This window comes from Streptomyces peucetius (assembly GCF_025854275.1).
Classification (GTDB): Bacteria; Actinomycetota; Actinomycetes; order Streptomycetales; family Streptomycetaceae; genus Streptomyces; species Streptomyces peucetius_A.
Genome location: NZ_CP107567.1, coordinates 2,067,579 through 2,082,220, shown reverse-complemented (window position 1 = coordinate 2,082,220; position 14,642 = coordinate 2,067,579). Strand labels below are relative to the sequence as shown.

At 72.7% G+C, this 14,642-nt stretch carries 15 protein-coding genes; 7 read left to right on the top strand and 8 right to left on the bottom strand.

The window, feature by feature from the left end; translation table 11 throughout:
* Positions 1 to 54: 54 nt before the first annotated feature.
* Together cobT and OGH68_RS09545 are read right to left on the bottom strand one after the other, a co-directional pair.
* The gene (gene cobT / locus OGH68_RS09550) at positions 55 to 1,197 is read right to left on the bottom strand and encodes a nicotinate-nucleotide--dimethylbenzimidazole phosphoribosyltransferase (protein WP_264242918.1); all 1,143 of its coding nucleotides are present in this window, start codon (positions 1,195 to 1,197) and stop codon (positions 55 to 57) included.
* A gap of 61 nt (positions 1,198 to 1,258) precedes the next feature.
* Positions 1,259 to 2,458, bottom strand: coding sequence for a bifunctional adenosylcobinamide kinase/adenosylcobinamide-phosphate guanylyltransferase (locus tag OGH68_RS09545; RefSeq protein ID WP_264242917.1), 1,200 nt, complete (start codon positions 2,456 to 2,458; stop codon positions 1,259 to 1,261).
* Between the two features lie 95 nt (positions 2,459 to 2,553).
* Between OGH68_RS09545 and OGH68_RS09540 the strand changes: the two genes are divergently transcribed.
* A complete protein-coding gene (locus tag OGH68_RS09540; RefSeq protein WP_100106757.1) occupies positions 2,554 to 2,757 on the top strand; it encodes a hypothetical protein in 204 nt (67 codons plus the stop codon).
* A 702-nt stretch (positions 2,758 to 3,459) separates the two neighbouring features.
* Here the strand turns inward: OGH68_RS09540 and OGH68_RS09535 are convergent.
* The 3 genes from OGH68_RS09535 to OGH68_RS09525 all read right to left on the bottom strand — a co-directional run bounded on the left by OGH68_RS09535 (position 3,460) and on the right by OGH68_RS09525 (position 6,055).
* A complete protein-coding gene (locus OGH68_RS09535) occupies positions 3,460 to 4,545 on the bottom strand; it encodes a S1C family serine protease (protein WP_264242916.1) in 1,086 nt (361 codons plus the stop codon).
* Between the two features lie 101 nt (positions 4,546 to 4,646).
* Positions 4,647 to 5,459 (bottom strand): class I SAM-dependent methyltransferase, encoded by an 813-nt coding sequence (locus OGH68_RS09530; RefSeq protein WP_413471097.1) that lies wholly within the window; start codon positions 5,457 to 5,459, stop codon positions 4,647 to 4,649.
* Positions 5,456 to 6,055 (bottom strand): DUF3043 domain-containing protein, encoded by a 600-nt coding sequence (locus OGH68_RS09525; protein WP_264242914.1) that lies wholly within the window; start codon positions 6,053 to 6,055, stop codon positions 5,456 to 5,458. Before OGH68_RS09525 ends, OGH68_RS09530 begins: the two co-directional genes overlap by 4 nt.
* A 273-nt stretch (positions 6,056 to 6,328) precedes the next feature.
* Here OGH68_RS09525 and OGH68_RS09520 point away from each other — a divergent pair, with 273 nt between their 5' ends.
* From OGH68_RS09520 to OGH68_RS09505, 4 genes are all read left to right on the top strand, one after another.
* Complete coding sequence (locus OGH68_RS09520; RefSeq protein ID WP_319020191.1) at positions 6,329 to 7,126, top strand: PspA/IM30 family protein; 798 nt, start codon at positions 6,329 to 6,331, stop codon at positions 7,124 to 7,126.
* Positions 7,127 to 7,176: 50 nt separating this feature from the next.
* Positions 7,177 to 7,476: a PspA-associated protein PspAA gene (gene pspAA, locus OGH68_RS09515; protein WP_264242912.1), complete on the top strand. Its 300-nt coding sequence runs from the start codon at positions 7,177 to 7,179 to the stop codon at positions 7,474 to 7,476.
* Positions 7,477 to 7,700: 224 nt separating this feature from the next.
* On the top strand, positions 7,701 to 8,933 hold the full coding sequence (locus OGH68_RS09510) for a sensor histidine kinase (RefSeq protein WP_264242911.1): 1,233 nt from the start codon (positions 7,701 to 7,703) through the stop codon (positions 8,931 to 8,933).
* Entirely contained in the window at positions 8,930 to 9,619 is a 690-nt protein-coding gene (locus OGH68_RS09505; RefSeq protein ID WP_264242910.1) for a response regulator, read from the top strand. The genes OGH68_RS09510 and OGH68_RS09505 overlap by 4 nt, the downstream gene beginning before the upstream one ends.
* An 83-nt stretch (positions 9,620 to 9,702) precedes the next feature.
* Here the strand turns inward: OGH68_RS09505 and nadA are convergent, their stop codons facing one another.
* A complete protein-coding gene (nadA, locus tag OGH68_RS09500; RefSeq protein ID WP_264242909.1) occupies positions 9,703 to 10,899 on the bottom strand; it encodes a quinolinate synthase NadA in 1,197 nt (398 codons plus the stop codon).
* A 247-nt stretch (positions 10,900 to 11,146) separates the two neighbouring features.
* Here nadA and OGH68_RS09495 point away from each other — a divergent pair, with 247 nt between their 5' ends.
* Positions 11,147 to 11,503 carry a HesB/IscA family protein gene (locus OGH68_RS09495; protein ID WP_005318559.1) on the top strand — a complete coding sequence of 119 codons (357 nt, stop codon included), beginning with the start codon at positions 11,147 to 11,149 and terminating at the stop codon, positions 11,501 to 11,503.
* A gap of 82 nt (positions 11,504 to 11,585) precedes the next feature.
* On the opposite strand, the gene OGH68_RS09490 is transcribed toward OGH68_RS09495, so the two are convergent.
* Positions 11,586 to 13,049 carry a hypothetical protein gene (locus tag OGH68_RS09490; RefSeq protein WP_264242908.1) on the bottom strand — a complete coding sequence of 488 codons (1,464 nt, stop codon included), beginning with the start codon at positions 13,047 to 13,049 and terminating at the stop codon, positions 11,586 to 11,588.
* A 105-nt stretch (positions 13,050 to 13,154) separates the two neighbouring features.
* Positions 13,155 to 13,379 (bottom strand): hypothetical protein, encoded by a 225-nt coding sequence (locus OGH68_RS09485; RefSeq protein WP_264242907.1) that lies wholly within the window; start codon positions 13,377 to 13,379, stop codon positions 13,155 to 13,157.
* Between the two features lie 129 nt (positions 13,380 to 13,508).
* Here OGH68_RS09485 and OGH68_RS09480 point away from each other — a divergent pair, with 129 nt between their 5' ends.
* Positions 13,509 to 14,483, top strand: coding sequence for a carbohydrate kinase family protein (locus tag OGH68_RS09480; RefSeq protein WP_264242905.1), 975 nt, complete (start codon positions 13,509 to 13,511; stop codon positions 14,481 to 14,483).
* The last annotated feature ends 159 nt before the right edge of the window (positions 14,484 to 14,642 follow it).

Genomic DNA, 14,642 nt, shown 5'->3' with positions numbered 1-14,642 from the left:
GGATCATATGGGGCATCCGGTGCGGGTGGCGGGGCGCGGCGGCCCCGCCGGGCGTCACCGCGCCTCGGGCCCCGCACCCCCGGGGGGCATCTCGGGCTCCGCCTTCGCCGGTGTCCCCTCGGGTTCCCTCTCGGGTTCCGCCTCCGCCGGCGCGGGTCGCTCCGGCAGCTCCGCCGCCAGGGCCGCCGCCGCCTGCACCAGCGGCAGCGCCAACAGGGCGCCTACGCCCTCGCCGACCGTCACACCATGATCGAGCACCGGGTGGAGCGCCATCCGGTCCAGCGCCTTCGCCTGCGCCGGCTCACCGCTCATGTGCCCCGCGATCCACCAGTCCGGCGACCGGAACGCCGCCCGCTGCCCGACCAGCGCGCACGCCGCCGACACCACGCCGTCCAGGATCACCGGCATCCGGCGCACCGCGCTCTGCAGCAGGAACCCGGTCATCGCCGCCAGATCCGCACCGCCCACCGTCGCCAGCAGCTCAAGCTGGTCACCCAGCACCGGCCGGGCCCGCCGCAGCGCGTCCCTGATCGCCGCGCACTTGCGCATCCAGGCCAGGTCGTCGATGCCGGCGCCGCCGCGCCCGGTCACCACAGAGGCATCCGTGCCGCACAGCGCCGCGATCAGCGTCGCCGCCGGAGTCGTACCACCGACGCTGAGATCGCCGAGAACGACGAGGTCGGTCCCCGAGTCGGCCTCCTCGTCGGCGATCGCCATGCCGAGGCGTACGGCCTGCTCCGCCTCCGCGGCGGTGAGCGCGTCCTCGATGTCGATACGGCCGCTGCCGCGCCGCACCCGGTGCCGCGACACCTCCTCGGGCAGCAGCGCCGGGTCGCAGTCCAGGCCGGCGTCGACGACGCGGACCGGCACGCCCGCCCTGCGGGCCAGGACGGCCACCGGGCTGACGCCCTCCAGCACGTCGCGCACCAGCCGGTGGGCGCTGCCCGACTCCCGTGCGGACACGCCCAGTCGGGCAGCGCCGTGGTCACCGGCGAACAGCAGCACGCGTGGCTGCTCGACCGCCTTGACCGGCACCGTCGCCTGCGCGGCGGCGAGCCACTCGCCCAGCTCGTCGAGACGGCCCAGCGCCCCCGGCGGCACGGCCAGCCGCTCCCGGCGTTCCTCGGCGTCGCGCCGCGTGCCGCTGTCCGGGCGCTCGATCAGATCGGAGAAGTCGTCGAGATTCAGCCTGCTCATTCGCCGAACAGTACCGGTACGGGGCGAGGTCCGGCCGTGCGGTACCGGCCCCGCCGGTGGCTCAGCCGCGCAGTACGAGGGCCTGGCCCGCGACCACCAGCAGCACGTGCTCGCACTCTGCGGCGAACGCCGAGTTCAGCCGGCCCAGCTCGTCTCGGAAGCGCCGCCCGGAGGCGGTGGCCGGGACCACCCCGGAGCCCACCTCGTTCGTCACCGCCACGACCGTGCGGGGCGTCGCCCGTACCGCCGCGAGAAGCGCGCCGACCCGCTCGCGCAGCACCCGCTCGCCCTCGGCGGCCCACCGCTCGTCGTCCCAGGCGCCCGCCTTGTCCATCGCGTCCGTCAGCCACAGCGACAGACAGTCGATGAGGACCGGAGGCCCGTCCTCCGCCAGCACCGGCACCAGATCGCACGTCTCCGCCGTACGCCACGACCCGGGCCGGCGCTCACGGTGCGCCGCGACCCTGGCGGCCCACTCGGGGTCGCCGTTCCGGCCGCCGCCCGTCGCGACGTACAGCACGTCCTGGAACGCGTCCAGCCGCCGCTCCGCCTCCAGCGACTTGCCCGAACGTGCCCCGCCCGTCACCAGGGTCCGCCGGGGCACGTCCGGCACCGCGTGGTACTCGCCGACGATCAGCGTCGTCCCGTCCGGCACGGCGCGGGCGCCCGCCGCCGCCAGACGGCGGGTCAGCTCGGGGCCGCCGGGGGCGTCGTGGTCGAGATGCACGGCGATCACGTCCGTCGTCGCCCCGATCGCGCCAGACGCCCGCAGCCGGGCGATCGCGTCCGGTCGGCCGACGACGTCCGCCACGACCATCTCGTACGCGGCCAGCCCCTCCGCGAGCCCGGCCGGGGCCGCGCCCGGCGGCAGATACAGCAGCCGGTCGCCGTCCGGGGACGTCACCTCGTACCCCGTGCCCGGATGGTCCATCGGCAGGGCCCGCACCCGGTGCCCGCTGATCAGCGTCAACTCCCGCCCGTCCGGCACCCTCCCCGCCGTCGGCAGCCCGGCCGGCAGGTCCAGGGGCGGCCCGTCGTGAGGATGCGTCAGCAGCACCTGCCGTACGCCCACGAGCGAATGCCCCGCGCGAGCCGCAGCCAGCGCGGCACCCGGAGTCAGATCGAGGAGCAGCGCGCCGTCCACGAGCAACGCGGTCGCGGCACGCGCCTCGGGCCCGCGTGCGGTGGCGCACACGGCGCAGGGGCAGTCGGGCCGGGGGAGACCGGCGGGGGCGCCGGTGCCGAGCAGAGTCAGTTCCACGCCTCTGATCCTGCCGTCTCGCCCGGGGCGGTGCGCGCCCGGCTACGCTGCGGGCAGCAACTGATCAGCTTGCCCTAGGGACGTGGGAGGCGCACATGGCGTGGACGTGGCGGTTCGAGAAGTCCGACGGTACGGAGGTGCCGCCGGCGGTGGAGCCGGAGGAGTTCACGACGCAGGGCGACGCGGAGTCCTGGATCGGCGAGCACTGGAGGGAGCTCCAGGAAGGCGGCGCCGACCAGGTCGTCCTCTCCGAGGACGGCACCAAGATCTACGGCCCGATGAGCCTCCACGAGTCCTGACACGGGCCACGCGGGTGGTGGGCGGGCGCGGACGGCGCGAAGCCGTTCCCCTGCCCGCCCCTTGCGCATTGTGCCGTGGGATCCCTCCACCTTCCCCGAACCGGGTTTCCGCCCGAACCCGCCGCACCACCGGCTCCGCCCGAACCGCCGGACCTGCCGGGCACCGCGCGGACCCGGTGCGCTCTGCCCGGACCCACCGGGACCCGCTGGACCGCCGGCTCCGCCCGAACGCAGGACCTGGCGGTCCGGGCATGGCCCGGACCGCCGGGCTCGGCCGGACCCACCCGGTCCCGCTGAGCTCCGCCCCAACCTGCTGGACCACTGGACCGCCGGCTCCGCCCGAACGCAGGACCTGCCGGGCACCGCGCGGACCCGGTGCGCTCTGCCCGGACCCACCGGGACCCGCTGGACCGCCGGCTCCGCCCGAACGCAGGACCTGCCGGGCATGGCCCGGACCGCCGGGCTCGGCCGGACCCACCCGGTCCCGCTGAGCTCCGCCCCAACCTGCCGGACCGCCGGCTTTACCGGGAACCGCCCGATCCGCCGGGCTCCGCCCGGACCCGGTGTGTTCCGCATGGAGCCGCGAGGCGGCTGGACCCGCCGGGCCGCGCCCGGAGGCGGGCCGGTGCCGTGCCCCCCAAGAGGGTGGGCCGCGCCCCCGCAGGCGTGGACCGCCCGGTGTGCCGCCCGCTCAAGGGCCCGTCAGATCTCGCCTAGCGTGACCTGCACCGTCCGTTCCGTTCCCGCCCGTTCGATCGTCACGGGTACCTTCTCGCCCGGTCGTCTCGACGCCAGTGCCTCCGCCAGGGACGTGATCGTGGTGATCTCCGTGTCGCCGACCCGCGTGATGATGTCGCCCGCCCGCAGGCCCGCCTTCTCCGCGGCCCCGCCTCTCACCACGGAGACCACCGCCACACCGGACGGGCGGTAGTTGTCGTCGAGCACGGTCCGGCCCGTGATGCCCAGGGCGGCCCGGCCCGAGTCGCGCACCTCGCCGTACTTGATGATCTGGTCGGCCACCGTCCGCACCATCGATGCGGGGATCGCGAAGCCGATGCCCGGCGCGGGGCTGCCCTCGAGACCGGGATCGGACGCGGCGAGCGTCGGGATGCCGATGATCTCGCTGTTCAGATTGACGAGCGCGCCCCCGCTGTTGCCGGGATTGATCGCCGCCGAGGTCTGCACCATGTTGCCGAGGGTCGCGCCGGTGCCGCCGCCGTCGCTGCTCTCGCTGACCGTGCGTCCGACGGCGGAGACGATGCCCTGGGTGACGCTGCTGGAGAGGCCGAGCGGCGAGCCCATGGCGAGGACGATCTGGCCGACCGCGACCTCCGAGGAGTCGCCGAAGCGTGCCGCCTTGAGACCCGGGGGGACCGAGTCGAGCCTGACTACGGCGAGGTCCTGCTCGGGGAAGGTGGAGACCAGCGTCGCGGTCAGCGGCTGCTCGCCCGTGGCGACGGTGACCTTGAACCGTCTGCCGTCGCCCACGACGTGCGCGTTGGTGACGATGTGTCCCTTGTCGTCGTAGACGATGCCGGAGCCCAGACTCTGGCCGGCCTCGATCTGGACGACGGAGGGCAGGACGTTCTCGATGACCTCCTGGTAGTCGTCCTCGAGTTCGCTCGCCGCGGCCGGGGCCGCGGCGCGGGCCGCGGCCTGGGCGGAAGGGGCGGACACCGGTACGGAGCCCGGAGAGCAGCCGCCCGCCAGGGCGAGCACGCACAGCCCGGCGGTCGTGGGCAGGAGCAGCCGGAGCGCCCGCAGGCCAGGGCGGGGGGATACGTCCATGCCCGGAGTATCCCTTTTGCCGTCCGGCCGGTGCCTGAGATGCGCCGCCGATCAGGGGGAGTCGCGCGGCGGGCCCTGCGGCGGCGGCCCGCCACCGGCGGTCAGATCCGCCGCACTCCGCACAGATGCAGCAATGCGGCCACGCCGCGGTACGGGTCCGTGCGGCCGGCACGTTCCTCCAGCGCCAGGACCTGCTGCAGCTCGTCGGCGGCGGGGAGCTCGACATCGTTGCCGACGTGGTCCGTGAAGATCCGTACCCCGTACCAGGCGTGCAGCGGCGCGGCGATCCCCGCGAGGGTCGCCGTCAGCGCCTCGAGCCGGTCGGCCCGCACCCGCAGCCCGAGCCGGTTGGTGTAGGTCTCCGTGTCGAAGGCGCTCAGCGCCGACTTCCAGTCCCCGGCGGCCGCGGGCCGCATGGCCAGCGCGTCCCCGTTGCGTACGAGCAGCGACAGCAGCCCGCCGGGCGCGAGCATCCTCGCCAGGCCGGCGAGCAGGGCGTCCGGCTCCTCGACATACATGAGCACGCCGTGGCAGAGCACCACGTCGAAGCTGCCCGGCAGGAAGTGCACACCGGTGTCCCGGCCGTCGCCCTCCACCAGCCGGACCCGCTCGCGGATACCGGCCGGCTCACCCGCCAGTGCCTCACGTGCGGCCTTCAGCATCACGGCGTCGGACTCCAGGCCGGTGACCGTGTGCCCGGCGCGCGCCAGCCGCAGGGCCTGCGTGCCCTGGCCCATGCCGACGTCGAGCACCCGCAGCCGCTGCCCGACGGGGTAGCGCGAGGTGATCTGCTCCTCGAGCTGACGGGCGACGAGTTCCTGACGGACGGTGTTGCGCAGTCCGCCCGCACCGGCGAGCCAGTTCGCGGACGCCTCCGGAGTGAAGCCGCCAGGCTGCGAAGAGTCGGCGCTCAGGACCGCTCTCCGCGTTTGACCTGCGGCTTCGGCAGCCGCAGCCGACGCATCTGCAGCGTGCGCATCAGGCCGTAGGCCACGGCGCCGCGCTTCGGCTCGTTCGGGAAGCGCTCGCGCAGCTGCTTCTTCAGGCGGATCGCGAGACCGACCGAGTCGATGACGATCATCACGATCACACCGAGCCAGAGCAGGAGCGCGATGTTCTGCAGCTGGGCGACCCGGATCATGCTCAGAACCAGGATCACCACCGCCAGCGGCAGGAAGAACTCGGCGACGCAGAAGCGCGAGTCGACGAAGTCACGGACGAAACGCCGCACCGGACCCTTGTCACGGGCCGGCAGGTAGCGCTCGTCGCCGCTGGCGAGGGCCTCGCGCTGCCTGGCCAGGTCCGCACGGCGGGCCTCGCGCTGGCGCTTCATCGCCTCCTTGCGGTCCAGCGGCGCGCCGCTGGACGCACGGCGACGCTGGCCCTGGGCCTCACTGCGCTTCGGCGTCGGGCGGCCCTTGGGGGCCTCGGGGTCGCGGGGCTGCTTGGAGAGGTCCGCCGTCACCTTCGCGGTGGGGGCCTTCTCTTCCTTGGAACGGCTACGGAACACAAAACCCAAGGGTACGGGTTGCCGGGCATGCACCCCACCCCGGTGGGGAACGATCCCGCAACGGCGTGTGTCCGGTACCGGACAGAACGGACGGCAGGCACAGTTTCCCTGACGGCCACCTACTCCTTGCGCCGGATCGGAGCCGCCCGCAGTCGTCCTTGGGGATGAGCGCATCCGCGCCCGAACAGTGCGGTAATGGATGCAGGGCCCGTACGCTGGGTTCTAGTTGGAGAGCTGAAGCCGTAGTCCGTCAGAAGGGGGCGCGCGAAGCCCATGAGCGGTGTCATGAAGCGTATGGGGATGATCTTCCGCGCGAAGGCGAACAAGGCCCTCGACCGGGCCGAGGATCCGCGCGAGACCCTCGATTACTCCTACCAGAAGCAGCTGGAACTGCTGCAGAAGGTCCGCCGGGGAGTCGCCGACGTGGCGACCTCCCGCAAGCGCCTCGAGCTGCAGCTGAACCAGCTCCAGGGACAGTCCTCGAAGCTCGAGGACCAGGGCCGCAAGGCGCTGGCGCTCGGCCGCGAGGACCTGGCTCGCGAGGCACTCTCCCGCCGTGCCGCGCTGCAGCAGCAGGTCACCGACCTCGAGACCCAGCACCAGACCCTCCAGGGCGAGGAGGAGAAGCTGACGCTCGCCGCGCAGCGGCTGCAGGCCAAGGTCGACGCCTTCCGTACCAAGAAGGAGACCATCAAGGCCACCTACACCGCGGCGCAGGCGCAGACCCGGATCGCCGAGTCGTTCTCCGGCATCTCGGAGGAGATGAGCGACGTCGGCGTCGCGATCCAGCGCGCCGAGGACAAGACCGCGCAGCTCCAGGCACGGGCCGGCGCGATCGACGAACTCCTGGCCTCCGGCGCGCTCGACGACCAGTCCGGGCTCGCCAAGGACGACATCCAGGCGGAACTGGACCGGCTCTCCGGTGGCACGGACGTCGAGCTGGAGCTCCAGCGCATGAAGGCGGAGCTGGCCGGAGGGCCGGCGTCGCAGCAGGCGATCGAGGGCGGCACCGGCGGTTCGACGGACGCCACGCAGCAGCAGGGCAGCCCGCACAAGTTCGACAAGCAGTGACGGACACGACGGACTGTACGGAGAGTACGGACGCAGAGTAAGGACTCGTCATGATCGTACGGATCATGGGGGAGGGTCAGCTGGAGGTGGCGGAAAGCCACCTCCCCGAGCTGAACACGCTCGACGACGAACTGCTCGCGGAGATGGAGAGCGGCGACGGGACCGGCTTCCGCCGGACCCTGCACGCGCTGCTGGAGAAGGTCCGCGATCTGGGGGAGCCGCTGCCGGACGATTCGCTGGAACCGTCCGAGCTCATCCTCCCGGCAGCGGAGGCGACGCTCGAGGAGGTCCGTGAGCTCCTCGGCGACAACGGCCTGATCCCGGCCCCGGACGCACCGCTCCCCGACTGACGCGGCACTCATGCCTGCGGGGCTGGAAATGCCGCTGCGCGGCATTTCCAGCCCGTCCGGCGTTCGAGGACACCGCGCGAAGCGCGGTACCGGGGTCCGGGGCTTGCCCCGGTTTCGGCAAGAGGCGGGGCGGGGGACGGCTCCGCGCAGCGGCCGCACGCCCCCGCGCCCACGGCGCGCCCCGCGTCGGCGACGCCCCGCCCCGCCGCGCGTAACGTTGCCCCGTGACCCCACTCGCCGCCCGGTACGACCGCACCCGCCGCTGGCTGCGCGCGCACCCGCTGGCCTTCGACGGCGCCCTGGCGCTCGCCGCGCTCATCTGCATGGTCGCCGGTTCGTTCGCCGACCCGCACGGGCCGCACGGGCCCACCTTCGGCACCCGGACCCCCGACCCGCGCAGCGCGGTGCTGATGGTTCTCGCCGCGGCCGCGCTGGTCTTCCGCAGGCGGGAGCCGATGGGCGTGCTGCTGGTCACCGGCGCGGTGTCCGTCGTCGAGCTGGTGGCGGGCGATCCGGCGGCCCCCGTCGCGATGGCCGCGGTGATCGCCCTCTACACCGTCGCCGCCCACACCGACCGCCCGACGACCTGGCGGGTCGGCCTGGTGACGATGGCGGTGCTGACCGGCTCCGCGATGTTCTTCGGCTCGAGCCCCTGGTACACGCAGGAGAACCTGGGCATCTTCGCCTGGACCGGCATGGCCGCCGCCGCCGGTGACGCCGTGCGCAGCCGCCGGGCCTTCGTCGACGCCATGCGGGAGCGGGCCGAGCGTGCCGAGCGGACCCGTGAGGAGGAGGCGGGGCGCCGGGTCGCGGAGGAGCGGCTGCGGATCGCCCGCGATCTGCACGACGTCGTCGCGCACCACATCGCCCTGGTCAACGTGCAGGCCGGTGTCGCCGCCCACGTCATGGACAAGCGCCCGGACCAGGCCAAGGAGGCGCTCGCGCACGTGAGGGAGGCTAGCCGCTCCGCGCTGAACGAGCTGCGGGCCACCGTGGGGCTGCTGCGCCAGTCGGGAGACCCGGAGGCGCCCACCGAGCCGGCGCCGGGTCTCGCGGTCCTCGACGAGCTGGTCACCCGTTTCCGTCAGGCGGGCCTGCCGGTCGAGGTCGCCCGCGCCGACGACGGCGAGACGCCGCCGGCGGCCGTCGACCTCGCCGCGTACCGGATCGTCCAGGAGGCGCTGACCAATGTGCAGAAGCACGCGGGGCCGGACGCCAAGGCGGAGGTGAGCGTCGTCCGGGTCGGCTCGCGGCTGGAGGTCACCGTCATCGACAACGGGCCCGCGGAGGCCGGGGGCCCGTCCGACGGCGGCGGGCACGGCCTGCTGGGCATGCGTGAACGCGTCACCGCCCTCGGCGGCACCCTGACCGCGGGGCCCCGCTACGGAGGCGGCTTCCGTGTGCAGGCGATACTGCCGCTGAAGCCACGGTCGGACCGCGCGGGGGAGAACACATGACCATCAGGGTGCTGCTCGCCGACGACCAGACACTGCTGCGCAGCGCGTTCAGGGTCCTGGTGGACTCCGAGCCGGACATGGAGGTCGTCGGGGAGGCGGCCGACGGGGCGCAGGCCGTCGCGCTGGCCCGGTCCGAGCGGGCCGACGTGGTCCTGATGGACATCCGGATGCCCGGCACGGACGGCCTCGCCGCCACCCGGCTGATCAGCGCGGACCCGGACCTGTCGCACGTACGGATCGTCATGCTGACCACGTTCGAGGTGGACGAGTACGTGGTGCAGTCGCTGCGGGCCGGGGCCTCCGGCTTCCTGGGCAAGGGCGCGGAGCCGGACGAACTGCTGAACGCGATCCGGATCGCCGCCGCGGGCGAGGCGCTGCTGTCACCGGCCGCGACGAAGGGGCTCATCGCCACGTTCCTCGCGCAGGGCGGCACCGCGGAGGCAGACGGCCGTGACGCGGGGGAGCGTTCGCAGCGGCTGTCGGCACTCACCGTCCGCGAGCGCGAGGTGCTGGTGCTGGTGGCGGGCGGTCACTCCAACGACCAGATCGCCGAACGGCTCCGGGTCAGCCCGCTGACGGTGAAGACCCATGTGAACCGTGCCATGGCCAAGCTGGGCGCCCGTGACCGGGCCCAGCTGGTGGTCACGGCGTACGAGTCGGGACTGGTACGGCCGAGGGCGGAGTGAGCCCGGGGCCCATGCCCTGAGCGTGCACGAAGGGGCGCCCCGCCGTCCGGCGGGGCGCCCCTTCGTACGCGTACGGGCAGCGGCTACGGCAGTGCCAGCATCCGCTCCAGGGCGAGCTTCGCGAAGGTCTCCGTCTCCTTGTCGACCTCGATGCGGTTGACCAGGTTCCCCTCGGCGAGCGACTCCAGCGCCCACACCAGGTGCGGCAGGTCGATGCGGTTCATCGTCGAGCAGAAGCAGACCGTCTTGTCGAGGAAGACGATCTCCTTGCCCTGGTCGGCGAAGCGGTTCGCCAAACGGCGGACCAGGTTCAGTTCCGTGCCGATCGCCCACTTCGAGCCGGCCGGGGCCGCCTCGAGCGTGTTGATGATGTACTCGGTCGAGCCGACGTAGTCCGCGGCGGCCACGACCTCGTGCTTGCACTCCGGGTGCACCAGCACGTTCACGCCCGGGATGCGTTCGCGCACGTCGTTGACCGAGTCCAGCGAGAAGCGGCCGTGCACCGAGCAGTGACCGCGCCACAGGATCATCTTGGCGCCGCGCAGCTCCTCGGCGGTCAGGCCGCCGTTCGGCTTGTGCGGGTTGTAGAGCACGCAGTCGTCGAGGGACATGCCCATGTCGCGAACGGCGGTGTTGCGGCCCAGGTGCTGGTCCGGCAGGAAGAGGACCTTCTCGCCCTGCTCGAAGGCCCAGTCCAGTGCGCGCCTGGCGTTCGACGACGTACAGATCGTGCCGCCGTGCTTGCCGGTGAAGGCCTTGATGTCCGCGGAGGAGTTCATGTACGAGACGGGCACGACCTGCTCGGCGACGCCGGCCTCCGTCAGCACGTCCCAGCACTCGGCGACCTGCTCGGCGGTGGCCATGTCGGCCATCGAGCAGCCGGCCGCCAGGTCGGGCAGCACGACCTTCTGGTCGTCGGAGGTCAGGATGTCCGCCGACTCGGCCATGAAGTGCACACCGCAGAAGACGATGTACTCGGCCTCCGGCCGGGCCGCGGCGTCCTTCGCCAGCTTGAAGGAGTCGCCGGTGACGTCGGCGAACTGGATGACCTCGTCACGCTGGTAGTGGTGGCCGAGGACGAAGACCTTCTCCCCGAGCTTCTCCTTGGCCGCGCGGGCGCGCTCCACCAGATCCGGGTCGGACGGCGAGGGCAGGTCGCCGGGGCACTCCACGCCGCGCTCGCTCCGTGGGTCCGCCTCCCGGCCGAGCAGCAGGAGGGCGAGCGGAGTCGGCGATACGTCGAGCTCGGGGCGGGTTGGGGCGGTGGTCACGACACGCACCCTTTCTTCGTCTGGCTGAGCACTTCTCGTCTATTTGACGCTATCTATCATAACCGCTTCACGTCACTTTGACGATGGCCATAGCGTCGATGTGACGCACCCCCTGTCCACAGGCCGGTGCCGCACTTGAGCCCGGTGTGCGAGCATGAAGAGACACGAAGCGCGAAACGGGCCGGCCCGGAATGAATCCGCGGCCATGCCGGTTGCACCGTCGGCAAGCAGTCCGCACAACCCGGGAGAGAAGCAGATGTCCGTATCGGACGAGACCACCACCGTGAGCGACGGCATCCTCCTGTCCGACGCCGCCGCGGCCAAGGTCAAGGCCCTGCTGGACCAGGAAGGCCGGGACGACCTGGCGCTGCGCGTCGCGGTTCAGCCGGGCGGCTGCTCCGGCCTGCGTTACCAGCTGTTCTTCGACGAGCGCTCGCTCGACGGCGACGTCGTGAAGGACTTCGACGGCGTCAAGGTCGTCACCGACCGGATGAGCGCCCCATACCTGGGCGGCGCCTCCATCGACTTCGTCGACACCATCGAGAAGCAGGGCTTCACCATCGACAACCCGAACGCCACGGGCTCCTGCGCCTGCGGCGACTCCTTCAGCTAGGAGTCCGGGCTGCTCACGCCGAAGGCGGCGGACCCGGCACCGGGTCCGCCGCCTTCGGCGTGAGCACATGAGGCCGGAGCCCCTACCCCTTGCGCGGCAGCGGCTTGCCGTTCGCGTCGACGACCTGCCGGCCGTCCAGCGGCTCGTCCAGGGTCACGGACTCCGTGAGCTTCTTGGCCAGCATGATGCAGACCCGCTTCGGGTCCGGGTTCGTCTCCACGATCCGCACCTTCACCCGGTCGTCCGTCTCGGTCGCCTTCGCCTCGTAGGTGCTGCACACGCTGCCCCAGAACGTGACCGTCAGGGTCCGTCCGTCGATGCTGTACGAGATCTGGGCGGGGCCCTCCTGCCCGGCCGGGTCCTTCGACGGCGGGGGCGGCGTGAGTTCCTTCGCCGGCGGCTCGGTGCTCCTCAGGAACCGCTCCTCCACCGCCGTGTGCGTCACCGTGAACGGCCGGCCCCCGTCCTTCGCCGTCACCTCGAACAGCCACGAGGGCACCAGTGCCTGACGCCCGTCCACGTACTGCGCGGCGAGCCCGAACACGGCCTTGGCGATCGTCAGCCGCTCCGGCCCCGCGGGGGAGCCCTTGGGCTCGCACGGGGTCTCGGGCCGCAGGTCGTCCTTGTGCGGCACCGGGGTGGCGCACCCGCCGATCCCGACGCGCCCGCTGTCCTTGCCGGCCTCGTTCAGCCGCTCGACCGCCTGCTCGGCGGAGACCACGGGATACAGGTCGTCCTTCACGGGCTTCTTGAGCTGGCCGCTGCCGCCGACGACGGTGCCGTCCGCACCCACCTGGACCCCGGTCGACCAGCCGTACGTGGGCAGGCCGCTCACCACCGGGTTCGCGTTCACCACGCGCACCGCGCCCATCAGCTGACCCGCGTCCAGAGCGGCGTCGCCCTGGCCGACCGCCTCGAGCACGGGGGCCGCGGCCTTCCTGGCCTCCGCCTCGCTCACAACGGGACCGGGCTCGTCGGCTCCGCCGGACGGGCAGGCCTTGCCCTTCAGGCAGTTGTCACCGCCCGGCGCCGGGACGTACCTGGCGAACGTCCAGGTCCCCGGAGCGTCCTTGTTCACCTGGAGCGTCGGACCCTGCCCGTCCTTCGACGGGCCGACCTTCCAGGCCGGGCCCTCGAGCCGCGGCGCGTCCGACAGGCCCAGCGCCTTCGCCAGCCGGGTCACCTCGGCAGCGGTGACCGAACCCGTCGCCCGGTGCACGGCCGCACGGTCGGGGCCCTCCGGCAGGTCCCCCTCCGCCACGTACACGACGCCGCCGTTCGGGTCGGGCTCACCCGGGGCGATGCCGCCGTCCGTCCCCGGCCCGCCGGTGTCCAGCGCGAGCAGCGGCGGGTTCTTCCCCTCGCCCGGACCGCCCTTGGCGTCCGCGGCCCCGACACCCTCACCGCTGTCACCGCCGTCGAAGCCGGAGGTCGCGAAGTACGCGCCGCCCCCTCCGGCCACCAGCACCGCGGCCGCCACAGAGGCGACGACCAGCGGGGAACGCCGACGGCGGGGAGTCTCCTGCGTGTTCTCCGTGCTGCTCACCGCATCGCTCCTTGTCTCCTGCCTCCTGCTGCGGAGGACACGGGTGGGACGGAGCGGGGGAGTGCCTGGTTCCCTTCGTCTCTCCCCGAGCGGCGGTATCCGGCGTCAGTAGCCGTAGTCGGACATCGCGTCCACCAGCCGCGCGGAGGCGGGCGGCACCACGACACCGTGGATGAGGGACGGGGGCACGGGCACGGCCGCCGCGACCGCCGGTACCACCCAGTGTGGAGCCATTCGGGCGCAGTCGCCGCGAAGCTGGGCCAGACTGATCTCGGACTCCCGGGGGTCGGGCCGCAGACGCGGCTCGAGCGCGGCGCTGTACTCGGTCATAGCCGCACCGTATGCACCGGGGAGTCCACGAAAAAAGCCCTACTATCGGGTAGTTTCCGTACATGGCGGAGGCGCTTGGACCCGGTAGCGTGAACTGTCACTGCCAAACCGCCTCAGGAGCGCCTCACCGTGCGTATCGCAGTCACCGGCTCCATCGCCACCGACCATCTCATGACCTTCCCAGGCCGCTTCGCCGACCAGTTGGTCGCGGACCAGCTGCACACGGTCTCCCTCTCCTTCCTCGTCGACACGCTCGATGTGCGTCGCGGCGGGGTCGGGGCGAACATCTGCTTCGGCATGGGCCAGCTGGGCACCGGCCCGATCCTGGTCGGCGCGGCGGGCGCCGACTTCGACGAGTACCGCGCATGGCTCGACCGCCACGGCGTGGACACGGCGTCCGTCCGCATCTCGGAGGTCCTGCACACCGCCCGCTTCGTGTGCACCACGGACTCCGACCACAACCAGATCGGCTCCTTCTACACGGGCGCCATGAGCGAGGCCCGCCAGATCGAGCTCAAGGCGGTGGCGGACCGTGTCGGCGGCCTCGACCTCGTCCTGATCGGGGCCGACGACCCGGAGGCGATGCTGCGCCACACCGAGGAGTGCCGCTCGCGGGGCATCCCGTTCGCCGCGGACTTCTCGCAGCAGATCGCCCGTATGAGCGGCGACGAGATCCGGATACTGCTTGACAACGCGGCGTACCTGTTCTCCAACGAGTACGAGAAGGGGCTCATCGAGTCCAAGACCGGCTGGAGCGACGAGGAGATCCTCGGCAGGGTCGGCCACCGCGTCACCACCCTCGGCGCGCGCGGCGTGCGGATCGAGTCCGCCGGTGCGGACCCGATCGAGGTCGGCTGCCCCGACGAGGAGGCCAAGGTCGACCCGACCGGCGTCGGCGACGCGTTCCGCGCGGGCTTCCTCTCCGGCCTGTCGTGGGGTGTCGGTCTGGAGCGGGCGGCCCAGGTGGGCTGCATGCTGGCCACGCTCGTGATCGAGACGCTGGGCACGCAGGAGTACACGCTGCGGCGCGCGCACTTCATGGAGCGCTTCACGAAGGCGTACGGCGACGACGCGGCGACAGAGGTGCACAAGCACCTGCCGTGACGCGGGGCTGAGGTTTGCCCGGCCGGGCCGGTTGCCGCGCGGCGGCATGTCCAGCCCGGCCGGCGCTCGAGGCCACCGCGCGAAGCGGGGTCCGGGGCCTGCCCCGCCGCGCGGCGGAGCCGCACATCGGCGGGCGGGAGGTGGGGGACAAGCCCGTGG

Coding starts and splice junctions, on each gene's coding strand:
- OGH68_RS09505 (WP_264242910.1), top strand. CDS start 8,930: ATGACCATCAGGGTGCTGCTCGCCGACGACCAGACACTGCTGCGCAGC.
- OGH68_RS09485 (WP_264242907.1), bottom strand. CDS start 13,379: ATGACCGAGTACAGCGCCGCGCTCGAGCCGCGTCTGCGGCCCGACCCC.
- OGH68_RS09540 (WP_100106757.1), top strand. CDS start 2,554: ATGGCGTGGACGTGGCGGTTCGAGAAGTCCGACGGTACGGAGGTGCCG.
- pspAA (WP_264242912.1), top strand. CDS start 7,177: ATGATCGTACGGATCATGGGGGAGGGTCAGCTGGAGGTGGCGGAAAGC.
- OGH68_RS09520 (WP_319020191.1), top strand. CDS start 6,329: ATGAGCGGTGTCATGAAGCGTATGGGGATGATCTTCCGCGCGAAGGCG.
- cobT (WP_264242918.1), bottom strand. CDS start 1,197: ATGAGCAGGCTGAATCTCGACGACTTCTCCGATCTGATCGAGCGCCCG.
- OGH68_RS09535 (WP_264242916.1), bottom strand. CDS start 4,545: ATGGACGTATCCCCCCGCCCTGGCCTGCGGGCGCTCCGGCTGCTCCTG.
- OGH68_RS09495 (WP_005318559.1), top strand. CDS start 11,147: ATGTCCGTATCGGACGAGACCACCACCGTGAGCGACGGCATCCTCCTG.